36 protein-coding genes are annotated in these 16748 nt (G+C 72.2%); 34 read left to right on the top strand and 2 right to left on the bottom strand.

Annotation, left to right across the window (positions count from 1 at the left end):
- The first annotated feature begins 8 nt into the window (after positions 1 to 8).
- From IG78_RS0131770 to IG78_RS0131700, 15 genes are all read left to right on the top strand, one after another.
- The gene (locus IG78_RS0131770; protein WP_051853090.1) at positions 9 to 323 is read left to right on the top strand and encodes a hypothetical protein; all 315 of its coding nucleotides are present in this window, start codon (positions 9 to 11) and stop codon (positions 321 to 323) included.
- Positions 320 to 544, top strand: a complete 225-nt coding sequence (locus IG78_RS0131765; protein WP_157855928.1) for a hypothetical protein — start codon at positions 320 to 322, stop codon at positions 542 to 544. Before IG78_RS0131770 ends, IG78_RS0131765 begins: the two co-directional genes overlap by 4 nt.
- Positions 541 to 1053, top strand: a complete 513-nt coding sequence (locus IG78_RS0131760; RefSeq protein WP_030569696.1) for an Lsr2 family DNA-binding protein — start codon at positions 541 to 543, stop codon at positions 1051 to 1053. Before IG78_RS0131765 ends, IG78_RS0131760 begins: the two co-directional genes overlap by 4 nt.
- Entirely contained in the window at positions 1050 to 1214 is a 165-nt protein-coding gene (locus IG78_RS49595) for a DUF6011 domain-containing protein (RefSeq protein ID WP_157855927.1), read from the top strand. The genes IG78_RS0131760 and IG78_RS49595 overlap by 4 nt, the downstream gene beginning before the upstream one ends.
- Before the next feature lie 29 nt (positions 1215 to 1243).
- Complete coding sequence (locus tag IG78_RS0131755) at positions 1244 to 1690, top strand: hypothetical protein (RefSeq protein WP_030569693.1); 447 nt, start codon at positions 1244 to 1246, stop codon at positions 1688 to 1690.
- 40 nt (positions 1691 to 1730) lie between these two features.
- Positions 1731 to 2309 carry a hypothetical protein gene (locus IG78_RS0131750; RefSeq protein ID WP_030569690.1) on the top strand — a complete coding sequence of 193 codons (579 nt, stop codon included), beginning with the start codon at positions 1731 to 1733 and terminating at the stop codon, positions 2307 to 2309.
- A 76-nt stretch (positions 2310 to 2385) separates the two neighbouring features.
- Entirely contained in the window at positions 2386 to 3027 is a 642-nt protein-coding gene (locus IG78_RS49590; protein WP_030569686.1) for a hypothetical protein, read from the top strand.
- Positions 3024 to 3476: a helix-turn-helix domain-containing protein gene (locus tag IG78_RS49585; protein ID WP_051853089.1), complete on the top strand. Its 453-nt coding sequence runs from the start codon at positions 3024 to 3026 to the stop codon at positions 3474 to 3476. Before IG78_RS49590 ends, IG78_RS49585 begins: the two co-directional genes overlap by 4 nt.
- Positions 3473 to 3628, top strand: a complete 156-nt coding sequence (locus IG78_RS49580) for a hypothetical protein (protein WP_157855926.1) — start codon at positions 3473 to 3475, stop codon at positions 3626 to 3628. The genes IG78_RS49585 and IG78_RS49580 overlap by 4 nt, the downstream gene beginning before the upstream one ends.
- On the top strand, positions 3625 to 3897 hold the full coding sequence (locus tag IG78_RS0131730) for a response regulator transcription factor (RefSeq protein ID WP_030569680.1): 273 nt from the start codon (positions 3625 to 3627) through the stop codon (positions 3895 to 3897). Before IG78_RS49580 ends, IG78_RS0131730 begins: the two co-directional genes overlap by 4 nt.
- The gene (locus tag IG78_RS0131725) at positions 3894 to 4109 is read left to right on the top strand and encodes a hypothetical protein (RefSeq protein ID WP_030569678.1); all 216 of its coding nucleotides are present in this window, start codon (positions 3894 to 3896) and stop codon (positions 4107 to 4109) included. Before IG78_RS0131730 ends, IG78_RS0131725 begins: the two co-directional genes overlap by 4 nt.
- The gene (locus IG78_RS0131720) at positions 4106 to 4357 is read left to right on the top strand and encodes a hypothetical protein (RefSeq protein WP_030569676.1); all 252 of its coding nucleotides are present in this window, start codon (positions 4106 to 4108) and stop codon (positions 4355 to 4357) included. Before IG78_RS0131725 ends, IG78_RS0131720 begins: the two co-directional genes overlap by 4 nt.
- Positions 4354 to 4695 carry a hypothetical protein gene (locus IG78_RS42930; RefSeq protein ID WP_037686971.1) on the top strand — a complete coding sequence of 114 codons (342 nt, stop codon included), beginning with the start codon at positions 4354 to 4356 and terminating at the stop codon, positions 4693 to 4695. Before IG78_RS0131720 ends, IG78_RS42930 begins: the two co-directional genes overlap by 4 nt.
- A 24-nt stretch (positions 4696 to 4719) precedes the next feature.
- Positions 4720 to 5118, top strand: coding sequence for a hypothetical protein (locus IG78_RS0131705; protein ID WP_157855925.1), 399 nt, complete (start codon positions 4720 to 4722; stop codon positions 5116 to 5118).
- A gap of 104 nt (positions 5119 to 5222) precedes the next feature.
- Positions 5223 to 5858, top strand: a complete 636-nt coding sequence (locus tag IG78_RS0131700; RefSeq protein ID WP_030569667.1) for a hypothetical protein — start codon at positions 5223 to 5225, stop codon at positions 5856 to 5858.
- 177 nt (positions 5859 to 6035) lie between these two features.
- On the opposite strand, the gene IG78_RS0131695 is transcribed toward IG78_RS0131700, so the two are convergent.
- Positions 6036 to 6506: a type II toxin-antitoxin system VapC family toxin gene (locus tag IG78_RS0131695; RefSeq protein ID WP_031129597.1), complete on the bottom strand. Its 471-nt coding sequence runs from the start codon at positions 6504 to 6506 to the stop codon at positions 6036 to 6038.
- Positions 6493 to 7314 (bottom strand): hypothetical protein, encoded by an 822-nt coding sequence (locus tag IG78_RS0131690; protein ID WP_030569661.1) that lies wholly within the window; start codon positions 7312 to 7314, stop codon positions 6493 to 6495. Before IG78_RS0131690 ends, IG78_RS0131695 begins: the two co-directional genes overlap by 14 nt.
- Positions 7315 to 7495: 181 nt before the next feature.
- Between IG78_RS0131690 and IG78_RS0131685 the strand changes: the two genes are divergently transcribed.
- From IG78_RS0131685 to IG78_RS0131595, 19 genes are all read left to right on the top strand, one after another.
- On the top strand, positions 7496 to 7810 hold the full coding sequence (locus tag IG78_RS0131685) for a GIY-YIG nuclease family protein (RefSeq protein WP_051853088.1): 315 nt from the start codon (positions 7496 to 7498) through the stop codon (positions 7808 to 7810).
- Positions 7811 to 7924: 114 nt separating this feature from the next.
- Complete coding sequence (locus tag IG78_RS0131680) at positions 7925 to 8230, top strand: hypothetical protein (RefSeq protein WP_030569655.1); 306 nt, start codon at positions 7925 to 7927, stop codon at positions 8228 to 8230.
- Positions 8227 to 8448, top strand: coding sequence for a hypothetical protein (locus tag IG78_RS0131675; RefSeq protein WP_030569652.1), 222 nt, complete (start codon positions 8227 to 8229; stop codon positions 8446 to 8448). The genes IG78_RS0131680 and IG78_RS0131675 overlap by 4 nt, the downstream gene beginning before the upstream one ends.
- Positions 8445 to 8618: a hypothetical protein gene (locus tag IG78_RS49575; RefSeq protein ID WP_157855924.1), complete on the top strand. Its 174-nt coding sequence runs from the start codon at positions 8445 to 8447 to the stop codon at positions 8616 to 8618. Before IG78_RS0131675 ends, IG78_RS49575 begins: the two co-directional genes overlap by 4 nt.
- On the top strand, positions 8615 to 10213 hold the full coding sequence (locus IG78_RS48470) for a hypothetical protein (protein WP_051853087.1): 1599 nt from the start codon (positions 8615 to 8617) through the stop codon (positions 10211 to 10213). Before IG78_RS49575 ends, IG78_RS48470 begins: the two co-directional genes overlap by 4 nt.
- Positions 10210 to 10392, top strand: a complete 183-nt coding sequence (locus IG78_RS0131660; RefSeq protein WP_030569647.1) for a hypothetical protein — start codon at positions 10210 to 10212, stop codon at positions 10390 to 10392. Before IG78_RS48470 ends, IG78_RS0131660 begins: the two co-directional genes overlap by 4 nt.
- Positions 10389 to 10598, top strand: a complete 210-nt coding sequence (locus tag IG78_RS0131655) for a hypothetical protein (RefSeq protein WP_157855923.1) — start codon at positions 10389 to 10391, stop codon at positions 10596 to 10598. The genes IG78_RS0131660 and IG78_RS0131655 overlap by 4 nt, the downstream gene beginning before the upstream one ends.
- A gap of 8 nt (positions 10599 to 10606) precedes the next feature.
- Positions 10607 to 10903 carry a hypothetical protein gene (locus IG78_RS0131650; RefSeq protein WP_051853086.1) on the top strand — a complete coding sequence of 99 codons (297 nt, stop codon included), beginning with the start codon at positions 10607 to 10609 and terminating at the stop codon, positions 10901 to 10903.
- Positions 10904 to 11097: 194 nt separating this feature from the next.
- Positions 11098 to 11478: a hypothetical protein gene (locus IG78_RS49570; protein WP_030569639.1), complete on the top strand. Its 381-nt coding sequence runs from the start codon at positions 11098 to 11100 to the stop codon at positions 11476 to 11478.
- A complete protein-coding gene (locus tag IG78_RS0131640; protein ID WP_030569636.1) occupies positions 11475 to 12047 on the top strand; it encodes a hypothetical protein in 573 nt (190 codons plus the stop codon). Before IG78_RS49570 ends, IG78_RS0131640 begins: the two co-directional genes overlap by 4 nt.
- Positions 12044 to 12880: a hypothetical protein gene (locus IG78_RS0131635; protein ID WP_030569634.1), complete on the top strand. Its 837-nt coding sequence runs from the start codon at positions 12044 to 12046 to the stop codon at positions 12878 to 12880. The genes IG78_RS0131640 and IG78_RS0131635 overlap by 4 nt, the downstream gene beginning before the upstream one ends.
- 11 nt (positions 12881 to 12891) lie before the next feature.
- Positions 12892 to 13032 (top strand): hypothetical protein, encoded by a 141-nt coding sequence (locus IG78_RS49565; protein ID WP_157855922.1) that lies wholly within the window; start codon positions 12892 to 12894, stop codon positions 13030 to 13032.
- Between the two features lie 81 nt (positions 13033 to 13113).
- Entirely contained in the window at positions 13114 to 13257 is a 144-nt protein-coding gene (locus tag IG78_RS49560; RefSeq protein ID WP_157855921.1) for a hypothetical protein, read from the top strand.
- Complete coding sequence (locus IG78_RS0131620; RefSeq protein WP_030569632.1) at positions 13254 to 13940, top strand: SpoIIE family protein phosphatase; 687 nt, start codon at positions 13254 to 13256, stop codon at positions 13938 to 13940. The genes IG78_RS49560 and IG78_RS0131620 overlap by 4 nt, the downstream gene beginning before the upstream one ends.
- Before the next feature lie 198 nt (positions 13941 to 14138).
- On the top strand, positions 14139 to 14870 hold the full coding sequence (locus IG78_RS0131615; protein ID WP_030569629.1) for a DNA-methyltransferase: 732 nt from the start codon (positions 14139 to 14141) through the stop codon (positions 14868 to 14870).
- 115 nt (positions 14871 to 14985) lie between these two features.
- Positions 14986 to 15246, top strand: coding sequence for a hypothetical protein (locus IG78_RS0131610; protein WP_030569627.1), 261 nt, complete (start codon positions 14986 to 14988; stop codon positions 15244 to 15246).
- Between the two features lie 167 nt (positions 15247 to 15413).
- Positions 15414 to 15956 carry a hypothetical protein gene (locus IG78_RS44990; RefSeq protein WP_030569624.1) on the top strand — a complete coding sequence of 181 codons (543 nt, stop codon included), beginning with the start codon at positions 15414 to 15416 and terminating at the stop codon, positions 15954 to 15956.
- Positions 15957 to 15992: 36 nt separating this feature from the next.
- On the top strand, positions 15993 to 16211 hold the full coding sequence (locus IG78_RS46540) for a MerR family transcriptional regulator (protein ID WP_037686968.1): 219 nt from the start codon (positions 15993 to 15995) through the stop codon (positions 16209 to 16211).
- Positions 16212 to 16337: 126 nt separating this feature from the next.
- Complete coding sequence (locus IG78_RS0131595; protein WP_030569618.1) at positions 16338 to 16733, top strand: hypothetical protein; 396 nt, start codon at positions 16338 to 16340, stop codon at positions 16731 to 16733.
- The last annotated feature ends 15 nt before the right edge of the window (positions 16734 to 16748 follow it).

The following is a 16748-nucleotide window of genomic DNA, read 5'->3' as shown; positions in this document are numbered from 1 at the left end:
AGGACCTCATGCCCCTGAGCGATCACACCACCGACCAGTGCCGCGAGTGCCTGGCCACGATCCGGTGGGCCATCACCGTGCACGGCCGCCGCCAGGCCCTCGACGCCGAACCCGATGCCAAGGGCAACCTCGCGGCGTACGTGGACGGCACCGGGACCCTGCGGGTGCGGGTTCTGACCGCGGAGCGGGACCGCCTCGAGGGCGCGGAGTGGCAGGCCATGCCCCACGCCGCGACCTGCACCCGCCCGCCCGTACGCCGCACTGCCCGGCCCGGGCGGCGTGCGGTCGTCCGCCGCGGTGCCTGGACCCGGTGGCCCCGATGACCGCCCCCGCCCCGGCCGCCGGCCACGGCGAGTCCACGCTCCGGCCGCCGGAGGACTGCCCCGACGGCACGTTCGGCCACTCCCGGATGCCCGCAGGCGAGCACGCCCGCCGCTGGACGCCCGATGCACAGACCGAACACCGCGCGCAACTCCTCGCCGCGCTGGAGGGGTTCTGCGTCGGCGTGGCCCTGCACCGCGCCCGGCCCCGCGACGCGCCGTGACTATCGCCGCGCTCGGCGCGCTGCTGAACGAGATCGACCGTCAGGGCGGGCCCGAGGCCGCCCGGCAAGGCCGCCTCCACCTCGACGACACGGAGCCCCGCATGCACAGCGCCCCCGCCCCGGCAACCGCCACCGTCCCGGGCGAAGACCTGCCCGTCGGCGCCCTCCTGAAGTGGGCCGACGACCATGACGACCCCGACGTGCAGGACCAGGCCGCACGTACCCGCGCGGACCTGGCCGGTCTGCGCCGCCGCTACGCCACCGACCACGACCTCGCCCGAATCACCAGCGAAACCGAGCAGCTCGAGCAGCGCCTGGCCGAACTGCGGGCCCGCCAGCACGAACTCGCACCCCCGCCCCGCACCGAGCGCAAAGCACCCGCCTACCGGGCCGCCGAGGTCCGCACCTGGGCGCGCGAGAACAACCTCGAGTGCGCCACCCAGGGGCGCGTGCCCAAGCCCATCGTCGAGGCCTGGCGCGCAGCCCACGCACCGGCCGGTACACCGTGACCTCCCCCGCCCCGCAGCCCGCCGCCTGCGTCCTGTGCGGCAGGCCCTTACGCACGGCTGCTTCCCGCTCCCGGGGTATCGGCCCGCACTGCCTGCGCAAGCTCACCCGCACACCGCCCGCATCCACCAGCGACGACCAGCTCACCCTCGACGACCTGTGATTACCGACCCGACACCACGAAGGATCACCATGCCCGACCGCGCCCTGCCCCACGACCCGTACATCACCGCCATCTGCGACGCCCTCACCGCCGCCGGACTGGAACCCGACGACTACTGGACCTCGGACGCCGAGGTCGACCGCTACGACACCGGCCCCGACGCGGGCTGCACGACGATGCTCGACGCCCACCTCGTCTGGACCGAGAGCCGCAACCGTCACCGGCACGGCATCCACCTCGTGTGGGAGCACCCGGCTGAGCAGTGGCAGTGGGCGCCGCGCGCAGCCGACGGGGTCCTGGAGCACGACCCGGAGTTCCTGCCCACGCTCGGCCGCTACGCCGATCCGGCCGCGGTCGTCGCCGTGGTCCGCGCTCTGCTGGCAGGCGAGGAGCCGGCGGTGGGTCACGCCCCGTACTGGCATGAGGCCGACGCGGTGAAGCGCGCGTTGGCGGCGTGGGAGGCCGCGCCGCAGTGAGCAGCACGACCACCGACCCGACACCACGAAGGAGCACCTGATGCCCACCCGCCACTTCACCCGCGAGCAGCTCGCCGCCCTCAGCGTCCCACCCGCCTCGCCCAAGGACGTCGAGTACGACCCCGACCTCCTCGCCGACGAGCACGTCACCGTCCTGAAGTACACGCAGCAGCGGCGCGTGATCTTCCGTGCCGACGACGACCGGACGTACGCCGTCGAGTACGAAGCCCCTCTGGACATCTGGGACTTCGAGGTCGGCGACGGCGGCCCGGACGACCACGGATGGCTTGGGCCGACCGTCGAGGCCGTCGAGGTCGAGGAGCAGCCCATCGTCGTACAGCAGTGGCGGCTTATCACCGAGCCGCGGCCAGAAGAAGCCCACGAGAGCCCGGCACTCCACCACCTCGCCGAGATCTACGGCGAGGCCGGCCACCGCGACCGTGACGCCCAGCAGTACGCCGCCGACCTCCTCGCCAAGCACGCCCGCGAGCTCGCAGCACTGCTCCAAGGAGAGCGCGCCGCGGTGTACGACGACGCCGGACAGCGCACGGCAGACGGCGTCGCGCGGGCCGCGAACTATCTGCAGGCGTACGCGCGAGGCCTGGCCCCGGACGCGTGAGCAGCAGGACGGCCGCCCCTGGTTCCGACAGGGGGCGGCCGCCCCCCGGCACATCACACCAGCCCCGGAGACGACCATGAACGACAGCATCGACGCCCTCCTCCGCGAAGCGCACCAGGCGGTCGCGCGCCTCGTGGGCATGTACTTCGACCGCGTACCCCTGAGCGAGTTCGCTGCGGATCCGGTGTCAGTCCGGGAGGCCCTCGCCGAGCACATCCACGAGGGACTGTCCGACGAGTGGGATCGGCTGTACCGCGCGGTGGAGGGTGTCGAGCACTGCAGCGCACCGTCTACGCCCGCCGACCGGGACCTCCGCGACCGCATCGCCCAAGCGCTCTCAGACAGCGAGGGCTGGAAGTGGGCGCCGGGCTTCAAGGAGCAGAGCCCAACGTGGCGCCGTTTCCAGCAGCAGGCCGACGCGGTGCTGGCCGTCCTTCCCTCACCCACCGACCGGGCCGCCGTACGGGATGCCGAGGAGCTGGCAGAACTCGACCGCGAGGGAGCCGAACTCGTCTGCGTGGACCAGTGCGGCAACTGCGACGCCTGCGGGATGGAGTCCTTGAGTACCCCCGCCGAGGGCTGGCGGGAGGCCGCGCGCTTCCTGCGCCGGACGCCACGCGAATCGGACGACTTCCTCGGCGCAGTCCGCAGTGCCCGCCTCATCGAGGACGAGCTCCGCCGCAAGGCCGACGGGTCCGAGGGGGAGCCGCAACCGTGAGCGCTCCCCTGACCCCCGGCCAGATCCGCGTCGTCGCCGGTCTGGCCCGCGGACACTGCGCAGCCCGCATCGCCGCCGACCTCGGCATCTCCACGGCCGCCGTGGACACCCGCATCCGCCGGGCCTCGGCCCGCGCCGGTATCCACCGCCGCCCCCACCCCCAGCTCGTCAACCACGCCTACCGCCGCGGCTACCTCACCCACCTGCCCCCGGAACCCCGCCAGCCCGTGCCCTGCCTCACCGCACGCCTGGCCCAGAGCCTCGACGCCACCACCCGCGGCCTGTCCCTGACCGAGGCAGCCGCCGAGATGGGCGTCACCCGCGCCACCGCCAACACCTACCGCCGCCGCCTGTACCGGCTGCTGGGGGCCCGCACCCGCGCCCACGCCGTCGCGCTCGGCTGGCAGGCAGGCCTCCTCGGCCCGTACGCGAGGGAGCAGGCAGCGTGATCGACACCCTTGCCTTCGTCGTCCTGGTCACCGCCAATACAGGCCTGCCGTTCGCCCACCACACCTACCTACCGTCCCTGGCCCGCCGCACCCACCGGCTCCTGGCCCGCGCCCACGCCACCACGGCCGCACCTGGACGGAGGGCGGTGTGAACGTCCCCATCACCCTCCACTGCAGCACCCGCCCCCGCGAGAACCTCAACAACCCCCAGCGGCAGCTCCTCGGCCTGGTCGCGGGCGGCCACACCAACCGCGCCGCTGCCCGCCGCCTGGGCGTCACCGAAGACGCCGTCAGGAAACGGCTGACCGCCCGGTACCGGGAGCTCGGCGCCCGGGACCGGGCCCACGCCGTCGCCCTGGCCCTGTGTACCGGCCTGCTCGCCCCCACCGACATCACCCACGCGAAAGGCCTCCAGCGATGAGCACCACGGCGGGCGGCCCGTGCCCCACCCCCGGCTGCCAGAGCCACCGCCGCCACGGCCAGTACCTGTGCCTGACCTGCTGGCGCCGCCTCACCGACACCACCCGGCGCGCACTGACCCGCCGCGACGCACAGGTCTACCTGCGCTTGCAGGAGCTGCACCGGCAGCTCACCGCCCGCACCCCGCTCCACAAGATCGAGGTCACCCCATGACAGAGCCCGACGAACTCGCCGCAGCCGCCCGCACGCTGCGCAACGACGCGTCCCTACAGGCAGCCACGACCGCGATGCCCGCCGTCGCCGCTCTCCTGCGCGCCCGGGAGCCCCTCGCCGCCTGGCTGGACCACATCAGGACCACCGCCCTGGAGTTGCACCGCCTCCATGCCGACCCCGGCAGAACTGTGCACGTCCAGCCTCACGCCCTGGACATAGCCCGCGCGATCAACCGGACTCGGCCATGAGCCGCGCCCTCCACGCTGCCTACGGCGCGCTCCTGTCCTGGCTGGGCTACTGCACGTTCCAGACCGTCCGCACCGGCGACCACGCCGCGGCCGCCACATTCGCTGCCGCCGCCGTCTTCACCGTCATCGCCACGCTGCGCGAGGGCCAACTGGAGGACGCCCTGCGCCGCGAAGCCGTGCACGCCGAACGCAACGCACGCACGGCCCGTCCGCCGCTGGACACGACCGAGTGCGCGGCCGCCCTCGCCCTGGCCGGCGCGTGCTGCGAGCGGTGGTGGACCTCCTGCGGCACCAACCACGACCCCACATGCCCGACATCGCCGTCACCAGCGACATGACCAACGCGACCAAGGAGCAGTGACATGCCCCAGCGAGCCACACGGAAAGGCGTGAGCATGCCGCACACCCAGCCCGCTGCCGAGGACCTGGCGCAGGTCCGTGACCAACTGCGCGCGGAGATCCGCGAGGCACGCGAGACGCTGAAGGATTTACGCCGGGAGATCAGGGACGCCCGCACTCTCGTGCCGCTGCTCACCGACGAGTTGTTCACGGCCGAGGTCAAGAAGCACCTCGGCGCCCTCGACACGACGACGCGCGCAGCCATGGACGACGCCGTGGCCCGCGTCAACGCCAAGTTCGACGGCCTGTACGACCTGCTCACCGGCCAGGACCGAACCTCCCGCCGCATGGGACGCACACCCCTGCCCGAGCTCCTCGAGCAGCACGTCGGTATCCCGCGCCGCGAGAACGGCCAGACCTGAGCGGGCCCGCACACGACGCAGGGGCGCGCCCCCACCCTGCCAGGCCGGACGCGCCCCTGCCGGTGGCATCACCGTACGCCCCACTGCACGCATCGGAGCACGCGATGACCACCTGCCCACACTGCACCACCCACGACCTCGAGCACGGCGGGTTCCTCTGCGACCCGTGCATCCGCGCCACCAGCCGCCGCCTGCGCGCCCTGCCCTGGCTGTGGGCAGGCCTGGAGGCCCGGCTGATGCCCGGCTCGAGCACCCCGCACGCGATGGGCCGCACCCCCTCCGCTACCGCCGCCCTGCCTCTGCAGGAGGAGGTCCTGGACCTGCGCGCCGAGGGCGGCATCGTCACCGTCCTGGAGACCTGGCGGCTGCTCGTCCACGACGCCCGCACCCTGCCTCCACCCGCCCCGGCCGTGGGCATCGGACCGCGCGTCACCATCGCCGCCACCGCCCTCGAGCTCCACCTCGACTGGATCGCACGCTGGCACCGCGCCCCCGACCTCGCCCGCGACGTGAACACGCTCGTGGGCCGCTCCCTCGCCGTCATACAGCTCGGCCACGACACCGACCAGGCCCGCTACCTCGGCCGCTGCATAGCGCAGAGCACCGACGGCACCGTGTGCGGTCGGCCGCTGTACGCCCACAGGGAGCGGGTCGTGCAGTGCGAGTGGTGCCTGTGCCGCTACACCCCCGACACCTGGCTGGCGCTGCGCCACCACCAGCCCGGCCGACGCGCCGCGTAGCTGCCCGCGGCCGCGGTGCGCGGGGCCTCAGGGCACCACCCCCGCGGCCCCGCTCGACGAGCCTCCACGGTCAACGCCGTATCAGCACCGTAGGGGTGGCAGCGGCTGAGGATTCCCTGCCTTCAAGGAAAGGCCCGCAACTGCCGTGGGGGCTGCAGGCTTCGGCCTGCGCCTGGTTCAGGTTTCGTCCGCGGCCGCCGGGGCGAACAGGCCCTCGCCACCGAACTCGAAGGGCGCCCGCAGCAGGACTCCCTTGCACACCTCGCCGGGCTGGAAGTCCCTGGTATTTCGGGTCATCAGGACTTCCACACCTGCCACATTGGCGCAGGCCAGATGCACCGCGTCCGCCCCCTTGATCTTGGGGTGCTCGGCGGCGATGTCGTTGGCGACCAACCCGACACGCCGGGTTACCTCAACCAGGATGATGTACGGCTCCTGCAACAGGGTCCTGATGCGCAGACGGTGAGCGCTATCAGTGGTGCCACGGGCCTCAGCCAGCGTCAGCGTGGAGGTGAACAGCCGGACCTGCCCGGCCTTCCCCGCGCGCAGCATGCTTTCCGTCGCACGGGGTTCCCCGGTCCCCTGCGCCCAGTCGACGAAGCAGTTGGCGTCCAAGTACACCGACCTGGGACGGTCAGTTCCCCCCACGCATGGCCTCCAGGTAGTCCACCGAGTCCTGCCCCCCTGTCATGTCCGGCCAGAACCCGGCAGACAGGTCGTCGTCCGATAGCACAGCCTCCGTCGGCAGGAGCTCCACGCTGATCGCCTGCATCTTCATCGCCTGTCCGAGCGCGTTCTCCAGAATGTGGCCGGTGATCTCGACACGGTCGCGGCGCCAGGCGCCACGCAGGTCGGTCTCCAGGGCCGGGCTGAAGTAGACGGGGATGACCTCGTCCCCTACCTCGGTGCGCAGCCGGGCCCGGGGGGTGTGGCGCTTACCCTCTTCCAGGCCGCTCAGCCGTCCGCGGCGCGAGCCCACCGTCTCGAAGCGGCTGCGCGTGGCGGTGTCCAGGTTCATCGCAGCCCGCTGGGTGACCTCCGCCGTGCGCAGCACTGCGCCGTCGCAGCGGACCTCCATCGACATGCCGACGTCCGGGGAGGCACCAAGGCTGCGCGCGATGCGCCGGCCGAGGTTAGCCGCCCGGGCGCTCCACCCCGTGGGGATCCGAGCCGTGGACTCCGCTTCCGCCAGACCGGCGACAGCGGTGCGCAGGGTCCGCTCGACGACTCCGTAGCTCGAGTGCTCAGCGATCCGCAGGGGTTCCAGGGCGCAGTCGACGCTGCCCAGCCCCAACCGGCTGAATGTCCAGCGGGTGCCCTCGCGGCTCGAACGCACCGCCTCGCTGTTCTCCAGCTCTCGCAGCAGGGACAGCACGTTGTGCAGCGTGCGCAGCGACTCCTGCGCGTCCATACCGGCATGCGGCCCGCGGAGCTTCAGCAGCAGCTCGACGTTCACCGTGCACCTCCTCCCCCCACTGCAGGCTGTAAGCGGCCACCGTACTCAGGCTTCACTGCCATGCTGGCGCTTCCCCCCGCCTCTGTCACCCGCAGGGAGACGCTAGCGGGCGCCAGGCTGACCCGGCCAGGGGGCGCTGCGTACCTTCTCCGCTGTCAGTGCCGCGGGAGACGATCGGAGAATGGACTACGCACAGCCTGCCGCGGTCTACCGGCTGTACGACGCCGCGGGCCATCTGCTCTATATCGGACTGACGTGCAACCCCAGAAGCCGGTGGAAGGATCACCGCAAGGAGATGCTGTGGTGGCGGGAAGTCGCGTTCAAGGTGATCACCTGGCATGAGACACGGCATCAGGCCTGCGCGGCAGAAAGCTCCGCGGTCGCCTCGGAACGTCCTCTCTACAACGCCTACGAGACGTTCCCAAGGCCCGGCATCCCGCCGCAACCGTACGGTCACCGGATCGCCTACCAGCACCGCGAGACTCGTCCGGGCTAAAGGAAGTGGCTACGCTCGTACTCGGTAACGGGAAAACCCCTCGACCCATGCGGAGCGGGAACTCCGGGCCGAGGGGTGGACCCTCTCTAACCGCGAGAAAAGAGCAGGTCCGCTATGGAGCGTATCCACCGCCCACCTGACCAGCCCAGCCCCACGGGCCCCGCATCCTCGTGCGCCGCCCGGATCCTGGCCTCCGCAGCCACCGAGCTCGAGCGCGCGGGCACGTCCCGTGTGATCACCCGGGCCCGGCTGCGCTGCGTCATCGACGACGCAGCGGCGGCCGTCCTCTACCGCCTCCCGGCCCGCGCGTTGGCACAGGTTGCCCGGCGGGCGTGGGCGTCGATCCCGTACGGCATCGACGGCAACACCTACGGCGTCCAGGCCCGCGTCCTGCGCGGTACGGCGAGGAGGCTGGGGTGAGCGCCCGTCAGATCCGGGCCCTGTTCCGGCCCCAGGACACCCACGACTACGTGCCCACCCTCGACATCGCCGTGGACCAGGTCCGCCGCGGCCTCAAGGTGTCCGAGCAGGTCGACATCCACGACCACATGGCGCTCGTCCAGCACGCGACCGTCCTCGACGAGCGGGTGCGCCAGCTCCTGGCCGCGCTCGACGCCCAGGGGGTGCTCCCACGATGACCACCCCCACCAGCACGCCCCCCATCACGACCCCGGTCGTCCTGGACCTGCAAGCGACCTCGGAGGAGCTCCTGGAGCGAGCCCGGGACGACTTCAGGATCTTCCACGACGCCTGGGCGCAGCGGGACCTCGAGGACCGTGTCCACGGCCAGGCGGCGATCCGACCGTGACCATCCAACACTCCACCTGGGCGTACGCCCACCCTTGGCATGTGGCGGCCGCGGCCGCCACATGCCTCGCGGGGCTCACCGCCGTCGTGTGGCTGCTCGTGCGCCGTGTCACCGGCGCCGTGTTCGCCGCCGGTGTCGGCGCCCTGGTCTGCACCGTCTACAGCGCCGACACGTCCTGGCGGTTCGCCGAGCACCGCCTCGACATGGCCGACACCAGCGAGCGCGTGATCATGTTCGCGGCCGGAGAGGTCGCCCTGATCGTCTGCGCCGTCATGGCCCGCGCCAACAAGCGCGCCACGGCCACCGAGGACTCGGCCGGTACGCCCGGCGTGCCCGGCGTCCTCGTCTGGGGCATCACCGGCGCCCAGATCATCCCGGCCTTCGCCGAGTCCGGCATGTGGGGCGGCCTGATCCGCGCCACCTTCGGCCCCGTGATGGCCGGCCTGCTGTGGCATCTGGCCATGGGCCTGGAGATCCGCGTCTCCCGCCCCACCGCCCTGTCCACCGGACTGCCCGCCCAGATCGGCCACGAACTCCGCGAACGCCTGCTGTCCTACCTGGGACTGGCGATGCGGAACCGTACCGCGGAGCAGATCAGCCGCGACCGCGCCACCGCCCGCGCCGTACGCCTCGCCTCCCGCCGCCGCCTCGGCCCCTGGGGCCGGTCCGCGCTCGCCGCGTCCGTCGCCCGCTCCGGCGCCGCCCTCGACGGCCACCGCCGCCACGAGCTCCTGCAGCTCCTCGCCGGCCGCCGCTCCGCAGCCGAGCTGCGCACCGTACCCGTCACCTCCCCCTGGCACACCGAGCGCGCACCCGAGGCGTACCCGCGTACCCCGCTGGGCGTCACCGGCGCCGAACTACGCCACATGGACCCGCTCGACGCGGTCGCCCGGGTGCACGCCGCGCACCCCGACCGCACCCCCGCCGAGGTAGCCGCACTGTGCACCGAGTACGGCGTACCCGTCTCCGAGACGCAGGTGCGCGTCGCCCTGCGGGCAGGCAACCCCGCCCGCCCCGCAGAGGTACACCCCGTACCCGCCCTGCCCGCCACACCCGCGCCTCACCCGGCAGGCGCACCCGCACCCGCACCTGTACTCGCTTCCGGCGTACCCGCGCCTGACCTGCACCTCGACATCCGCACCGAGCCCCGGGTACGCCACGAATTCGCCTGTGCCGTACCCGTCGAGTACGCCCGTACCCGGGCCGAGGTACGCCTGTCCGCACCCGCCGGAGACGCACCCCTGGAGCACCCCGCCGACCCCGTGCGGCGGCGCACAGCCGAGGAGCCCGCAGCGCACCCGCACGCCCCTCGCACCCGCACCCCGGAGCAGCCCGCACCCGGTGCACCGGGCGCGGGTGCACCGGGCGCGGGTGCACCGGGCGCGGGTGCAGGCACACCGTCAGGTGCACCGAGTGCACCGGGTGCGGATCCGCTGGACGATCTCCTTGAGCAGGCCCGCGCAGTCGACGCCGCGCACCGCCGCACCCACGGACGCCACGCCGGGCTGCGGACCCTGAAAGCGGAGCTGGGCGTGGGCCAGGTGCGCGCGCAGGCCCTGCGTACTCTCCTCGACGACGCCCGGGCCGTCCGGTGACCGCCCCCGCCTGGGCCGTACTCGCCGCCGGGACTCTCGCTCTGGCCGTCGCCGCCATCCTGACCGCCGCCGCCTGGGGCACCCGCCCCTACCGGCCCATCTACCTCGTACGCGACACCGCACTGCTCGCCGCCGCTGTCCTGATCACCATCGCCTGCCTCCTGGCGGTGCGCCCATGAGTGACACGAGCGTGCTCCGCGATGTCGCCGATGCCTGGCACCTGACCGTCGCCGCAGGCCTCGCCAGCCCCACCACTGCCCTCGCCACCAAGACCGGCGCCCTGCTCCTGGCCGTCGCCGCTCTGGCGCACGGCCACCTCCGCCCGGCCGCCGCCCTCACCGCGGTCACGGCCGCCGGTGCCCTCGCGGCCCGCCTCCTCCACTAGGACTCCCTGTGATCGTCCTCGCCGTACTCGTCGCCGCCGGGTTTGTCCCGGGCCTCATCACCGCCGCGCGCCTCTACCGCCGCCACGGCTGGCCCCGGGCGATCCTCGCCGGAATCGGCGTCACCATCGCCCTCGCCGGACTCCTGCTCATCTCGCTGATCATGCTGGCGCCGCTCGCGATCGTCCTGGCCGTTGGTGCTGCCGTCGCCGCGCTGAGTGCCTACGACCGCGGGCACATCGGCGTGGCCAGCGTGTGGACATGCGTTATGGCCGTCTGCCTGTGGTGCGCCGGGTGGACGACATGACCGACCCCGCCGAGCGGGCGCCGATCGTCCCGACCCGCGTCATACCCGGCCCTGGCTCGGCGGCCCCGCCGCCACCTCTCCCGCCGCCTGCACCGCCACCGCCGCCCCCGCCTGCGTGGCCGCCGATGCCGCCCGCCCATCGGCGGCCCCCAGCTCCGGCGCCTCCGCCTCCGCCGCTGCCGGTCGACGTCCACGTGCACGTCACCATCGGCCGCCCCATCCCCGGCCCCGAGCCCGAGGAGCGGTGGTGGCAGCGAATCCGGATCGGCTACAACGCCGCACTCGCGTTCCTGTCGCTGCCCCTCACCGGCCCGTGGTCCTGGGTCCTCGCCTCCGTCCGGGATGACGAGTCCCTCGCGGGCGCCTGGGTCATGGCCGGGGTCCCGCTCACCGTCCTCGCCGTGCTGGACAACGCCCGCCGCGTCGAAGTCGCAGGCTCGGCCCCCGAGCTGTGGGGCCCCAAGATCCGCGCGGCCCTCGCCCGCCTCCTGCTGTGGGCCGCCGTCCTCGCCACGGTCCTCACGCTGCCCGTCTCCACGATCGTCTACGCCCTGACCGGAGTACGCCCCGTATGAACACCACTTTGGCCGCAGGCCAGTACACGACCACCACGATCTCGACCGCCGGATTCGCCCTGGGCCTGGCTCTGCTCGGCACCGAACTGTGGCGCTGGCACAAGGGCGGCGGCGGAGGCGCGGGCGCAGCCCCCGGCGGCAGCAGCCGGGACCCCAAGGCGCTTCTTCCGCTCGGCTTCGGGATCGCCTGTGGCATCCTCATGATCGCCTGCCCCGCCGGACTCCTGGGCACCGCCGCCGAGTTCCTGCGCTGGGGCGGCAACAGCGTCGGCGACGTCAGCATGAAATGGCTGACCGGCACCCCCAGCCAGACCCTCGGCACCGCCGCCACACCCCGCATCGACGGGTACGGGGCGATCGTCGTCGCCGCCCTCTTCATCGCCCTGATCATCCTGCGCAAGACGTTCGGAAAGATCATCAAGGGCAAGTGGTGGAAGGGCGTGGTGGTCGGCGTGCTCCTGTGCGTGAGCACTGGCACCGCCGCCCTCGTCGCTCAGCAGGTCGTCGACGGCGTCAACGGAGTCGGCGCCTGGGCCATCGGCGGCCTGGCCGAGGGAACCCTGGTATGAGCAAGAGCGATCCCACCACCCGCCAGTGGCTGCGAACCGCCGCCGTGCGCGTCCACACCGGCAGCAGCCGCCTCGTCCTGCACGCCGCCCGCCGAGCCATCGCCCGGGCCCGCGCGCTCTACACGCCCGCCCGCGCCTGGCTCAGCCGCTCCTCCGGCCTGAAGTGGTGCGCCAAGGTCGCCTTGCTGATCGCGGCCGCCGCCATCACCCGGAAGATCGGCACGGTCATTCTCGGCGGCGCGTACCGGCAGATCGCCTCCGGCGCCTGGTGGGGACTGCTGTGGACCGCCGCCATCGTCTGGGTCATCGCCGCCTACCGCGTCGGACACCCCGGCTGGAAGCCGAAGCAGCCAGTCACCCCCGAAGCCGGGGCCAAGGCCGAGGGCCAGGCCGAGGACACCGACGCCCAGGAGAAGACCGAGGCGCCCCCCGCGCAGCCGCACGGCCCCCTGCCCGTCTCCCCGGTCGGACTCGTCGCCGCGGTCCGCGACATCGGCACCCCCAACGCCCAGCTCGTCCCCCTCGCCGCACACCTCGGCACGACCACCGACGCGGTGCGCGCCGCCGCGGCCACGCTCGGGTGGCCGGTGAAGGACGTCCGCATGGAGGGCAGGTCGGCCTCCGCCGGCTTGCGCTGGGACGAGGCCCCGACCCCACCCCCTCTCGCCCCTTCTTCGACTGGCGTCGCCGCAGGTCACGCTGCCGACGACAACGACGACGACAACCCGGAAGAGGGAGGCCGAAAGGGGACGCGTGTACGGCACATCGGACAGGGCGGACGCGTCGTAACCGATCCGGCCGAGACCGTCCGCCATCACAAGATCACCGGCTAAGGAGACCTGAGATGACCATGCCCACCCACGCCCAAACCGCCGATGCCCTCGACGCCACCCTGACCGCCATGCAGCACGATCCCCGGCTCGACGCCGACCAGGCCGCACGCCTCGCCATCCACGGCTCACCGGACTGGACCAGCTACCGCTGACTCCGGGGCGGCCGTTCGCCTGCCAGCAGATCCGGCCGCCCCGGCCCACCCATCCCGCACGCGAGACAGGACGACATCATCGTGCCACTGCGCGACGACATGCCCACCCGAGCACCCGACGACCAAGCCGACCCCGAGCAGGCCACCGACTACCAGGCCAGCCGCGGCGGCTGGTACCCCACCGACCCCAAGCCCGTCCCCGGCACCCCGAAAGGCACACAGTGATCCTCACCGGCACCGCCACCCGCGAAGGCACGGCCCACGACAACGCCGACGCAGCGAAGGTCTACACACTGGCCGACGGCACCATCGGCGCCGCCGTCATCGACGGCATCGGCCACGGCCCACACACCTCTGCCACCGCCCCGCTCCTCGCCGAGACCGCCGCCCGCATCTCCGCCCACCGCGGCCCGCTCCCCGGCATCCTCACCGCCGGACTCCTGATCACCGACCCCGGCCCCGACGGCGAGGAAGCCGACGGCGTCGCCGTCGCCGCCCAAGTCCACCCCGGCGGCGAGTACGTCCTCATCGGCTGGGTCGGCGACTGCCGCGCCTACGGCTGGAACGGGGAACGGCTGCGGCTCTACAGCGACGACCACACGGTCGGCCAGCAACTCCGCGCCAACGGCGTCGCGCTCGACATCGCCCGGGGCCACGACGACTGGGTCCGCACCAGCCTGTCACGCGCGGCAGTCGGCACGGTGTACATGGCCACCATCCCGGACCCCCTCGTCATCCTCACGAGCGACGGCGTCCACGACCAGGTCGCCTACGACCGCATGGAGACCCTCGCGCGCGAACACGGCGACGACCCTCAGACCCTCGCAGACGCGCTCGTCGCCGCCGCCACGGCCGACGAGGAGGGCTACCGGGACGATGCCACCGCCATCGTCCTGCGCATCACCTGACGCCCCCTACTGCACTTCACGCCAGGTAGCGCCTGACACCGGCCCCGCTGCGCACCTGTCGCGGCGGGGCCCGTCTCACTGCGCCAGTACATGACAATTGCATTAGGCATATACCTGAGCAGACACTGGGAGACCGGCAACCTGCCGCTTACGACTCGCTCGCCCACAGGCGCACGCGACCCAGCGAAAGGCCGCACCATGCCCACCTGGCAACTGCACACTGCGGACGCCCTCACGCTGCTCCCCACCCTCACCACACCCGTTGATGCGGTCATTTGCGATCCGCCCTACAACTCCGGCGGTCGCACCATGACCTCCCGCACCAGTCGCAGTGCCCGCCAGAAGTACATGACCAGCGGTGGCCGCCACCACGGTTTCGACCTCGGTGACTTCACCGGCGATAACCGCGACCAGCGTTCCTACATCGCCTGGCTCGCCCTGATTCTCGCGGAGTGCCACCGGCTCACCAGACCCGGCGGCGCCGCCCTCGTCTTCACCGACTGGCGCCAGCTACCCGCCACCACCGACGCCCTCCAAGCGGCCGGCTACACCTGGCGCGGCGTCGCCGTATGGCAGAAAGCTGTGGCCCGCCCCCAGCCTGGATACCTCCGGCAGTCATGCGAGTTCATCGCCTGGGGTAGCCGCGGCGCTATGGACCCCGGCAATGACCCCGTCTACCTGCCTGGCCACTTCACCGGCAGCCAGCCACGCGGCAACAACCGTCGACACCTCACGCAGAAGCCGCTCGACGTCATGCAGCAGCTCGTCCGTATCGTTCCGCCCGGCGGGACTGTCCTCGACCCATTCGCCGGATCGGGTACAACGGGCGCCGCCGCGCTCCTTGAGGGACGCGGGTTCATCGGCATCGAAGAGTCTGCGCAGTACGCCGAGATCGCCCGCGCACGGCTTTCAGAAGCAGCAGTGGCCTGACACTCGAGGTAGCGCCCGGCACCGGCCCCGTCGCGGCGGGGCCTTCGCCATTCCCTCCCCACCACACCCGCCACCCCGCTACGCTCCGGGGCCAAACCGATCTCAAGGGGGGACCATGGCCAGCTACAGCGACGTACAGAAGGCCGTACGCGTGGAGAAGTTCCGCATCTGGTTCGCATGGCTGTGCGGCGGCTGGGTCGCCGTCGGCATCATGGTCACCACCAAGGACGTGGAGATCTGGGGAACGGTCGCACAGATCGTGTTCATCGGACTCGGGATCGCGGCCACGGTCGCGGCAGTGCGGATGACGAACGCGTTGAACCGCCGGGCCGAGCGGGAGCGGCGCGCGGTGCTCGGCGACGACTACCCGGGCTGATCTCTCGCGCCCGCCGCCGCCCCGTGGTACGGGCAGACGGCCACCGCGATACTTGAGGGCCACCGCAACTACGGAAAGTGAGCCGGGGCGCTCCCCTCCAGAACCTCACCTCGGAGTGCATGCAGGCTCTACGATGAGTAGCCAAGCTCGGGAGGCTGATCGTGGAGATGCCGCACACCGACCCAAAGGCGATCAAGCCCAGGCCGGACTACCCGCCCAAGACGCCGCCACCGCCGAAGAAGCCGCCGTCCCCGCCCCCGCCGGACCCTCCCCGCAGCGAGGCCAGCGAGCTCCTCGCCGGTCTGCCGGTCCCACAGCGCAACCACGGCCGCAGGGGTACGCCGGTGATGCGGAATCGCCACGGCTCCGCCTGGACACTGGAATCAGCGCCTTGGGTACCGAAGAAGGCGGCCGCACATGTTGCCGAGCGGCTCACGGCGTGGGGCTTCATGGCACCCAAGCCGCTGACCGACGTGGTGGTCCTCCTGACACAGACGGTCGTCGGCGACGGCGGACGCCGCATCAGCGTGCACCTGTCCGAACAGGACGACATCGCACTGATCTTGGCCATCAGCCACCAAGCCCCCGCCGCCCACGACAAGCCCGCCGACGTGCTCCCCGCTCTGCAGAGCCTAGGTGCAGCGAGTTGCGGTACCGAAGCTGGCACGGAGGGCCGCCAGGTGTGGGCACTGCTGCACCTCACAGCCTGAGCACCCTCCCTCCGCTCCTCAACGCATCATGGGCCCATGGAGTACCCGTCCCTCCCACCAGGCCTGCTGACCACCAGCCAGGCCGCCCAGGCCTGTGGTGTCGCCCCCGCCACCATCCGCGACTGGCGGCGCCGAGGCCTCCTCCATCCGGCTGGCGGAAGCCCGCGACGCCCCTACTACCGCCTCGCCGACGTCACCGCCGCCCAGGCCGCCGCCAAGCCCACACGCCCCGGCCAACGCCACAGCAAGCCATAGCCGCTTGACGTGCGCGAATCCCTGCGCCACGATCTTTTCGCACACCCATGCCCAAAAACGGGCACACACACCACCCTCACACGCGGCATGATGTCCCCCTCCAACTCAGCATCCCCGGGGGGGACCATGGACCACCGCACCACCTCCGCGCTACTCCTCGCGGCCGCCCTCGCCCTCACCGCCTGCTCATCCGACGACAAGGCCGACGGCGACCCGAAGCCCAAGCCGAGCGTTTCTGAGAAGACAGACCCGCTCGCCTCGGCCGGTATCCCGCCGAAGCCCACGGGCGCCGAGCGGGAAAAGCTCCTCCGGGCCCTCAGGACGGTCGCACCGGACGTCGTGCGCTACGAGGACAAGGCCGTCGACGCCGCACGCAACCAGTGCACAGCGATCAACAGCAAGGCTCAGCGCTTGAACTGGGCCGCGTCTCAGCGCTTCACGTACAAGGACGTGACGACGACGGAAGACCAGGGCGCTAAGATCAACGACGCGCTCAAGGCGACGAACTTCTGCAAGGTCTGATCCGTACGACAAGCC

It is taken from the genome of Streptomyces aureocirculatus (assembly GCF_000720475.1).
Taxonomy (GTDB): domain Bacteria; phylum Actinomycetota; class Actinomycetes; order Streptomycetales; family Streptomycetaceae; genus Streptomyces; species Streptomyces aureocirculatus.
Note: the sequence above shows the minus strand (reverse complement) of the source record. Positions and strands in the feature narration are given on the sequence as shown.

Coding starts and splice junctions, on each gene's coding strand:
- IG78_RS0131720 (WP_030569676.1), top strand. CDS start 4,106: ATGACAGAGCCCGACGAACTCGCCGCAGCCGCCCGCACGCTGCGCAAC.
- IG78_RS0131725 (WP_030569678.1), top strand. CDS start 3,894: ATGAGCACCACGGCGGGCGGCCCGTGCCCCACCCCCGGCTGCCAGAGC.
- IG78_RS0131750 (WP_030569690.1), top strand. CDS start 1,731: ATGCCCACCCGCCACTTCACCCGCGAGCAGCTCGCCGCCCTCAGCGTC.
- IG78_RS46540 (WP_037686968.1), top strand. CDS start 15,993: ATGGAGTACCCGTCCCTCCCACCAGGCCTGCTGACCACCAGCCAGGCC.
- IG78_RS0131595 (WP_030569618.1), top strand. CDS start 16,338: ATGGACCACCGCACCACCTCCGCGCTACTCCTCGCGGCCGCCCTCGCC.
- IG78_RS0131635 (WP_030569634.1), top strand. CDS start 12,044: ATGAGCAAGAGCGATCCCACCACCCGCCAGTGGCTGCGAACCGCCGCC.
- IG78_RS0131615 (WP_030569629.1), top strand. CDS start 14,139: ATGCCCACCTGGCAACTGCACACTGCGGACGCCCTCACGCTGCTCCCC.
- IG78_RS49575 (WP_157855924.1), top strand. CDS start 8,445: ATGACCACCCCCACCAGCACGCCCCCCATCACGACCCCGGTCGTCCTG.
- IG78_RS0131765 (WP_157855928.1), top strand. CDS start 320: ATGACCGCCCCCGCCCCGGCCGCCGGCCACGGCGAGTCCACGCTCCGG.
- IG78_RS0131685 (WP_051853088.1), top strand. CDS start 7,496: ATGGACTACGCACAGCCTGCCGCGGTCTACCGGCTGTACGACGCCGCG.
- IG78_RS42930 (WP_037686971.1), top strand. CDS start 4,354: ATGAGCCGCGCCCTCCACGCTGCCTACGGCGCGCTCCTGTCCTGGCTG.
- IG78_RS0131700 (WP_030569667.1), top strand. CDS start 5,223: ATGACCACCTGCCCACACTGCACCACCCACGACCTCGAGCACGGCGGG.
- IG78_RS0131610 (WP_030569627.1), top strand. CDS start 14,986: ATGGCCAGCTACAGCGACGTACAGAAGGCCGTACGCGTGGAGAAGTTC.
- IG78_RS0131755 (WP_030569693.1), top strand. CDS start 1,244: ATGCCCGACCGCGCCCTGCCCCACGACCCGTACATCACCGCCATCTGC.
- IG78_RS0131640 (WP_030569636.1), top strand. CDS start 11,475: ATGAACACCACTTTGGCCGCAGGCCAGTACACGACCACCACGATCTCG.
- IG78_RS0131680 (WP_030569655.1), top strand. CDS start 7,925: ATGGAGCGTATCCACCGCCCACCTGACCAGCCCAGCCCCACGGGCCCC.
- IG78_RS49565 (WP_157855922.1), top strand. CDS start 12,892: ATGACCATGCCCACCCACGCCCAAACCGCCGATGCCCTCGACGCCACC.
- IG78_RS49590 (WP_030569686.1), top strand. CDS start 2,386: ATGAACGACAGCATCGACGCCCTCCTCCGCGAAGCGCACCAGGCGGTC.
- IG78_RS44990 (WP_030569624.1), top strand. CDS start 15,414: ATGCCGCACACCGACCCAAAGGCGATCAAGCCCAGGCCGGACTACCCG.
- IG78_RS0131655 (WP_157855923.1), top strand. CDS start 10,389: ATGAGTGACACGAGCGTGCTCCGCGATGTCGCCGATGCCTGGCACCTG.
- IG78_RS0131705 (WP_157855925.1), top strand. CDS start 4,720: ATGCCCCAGCGAGCCACACGGAAAGGCGTGAGCATGCCGCACACCCAG.
- IG78_RS0131770 (WP_051853090.1), top strand. CDS start 9: ATGCCCCTGAGCGATCACACCACCGACCAGTGCCGCGAGTGCCTGGCC.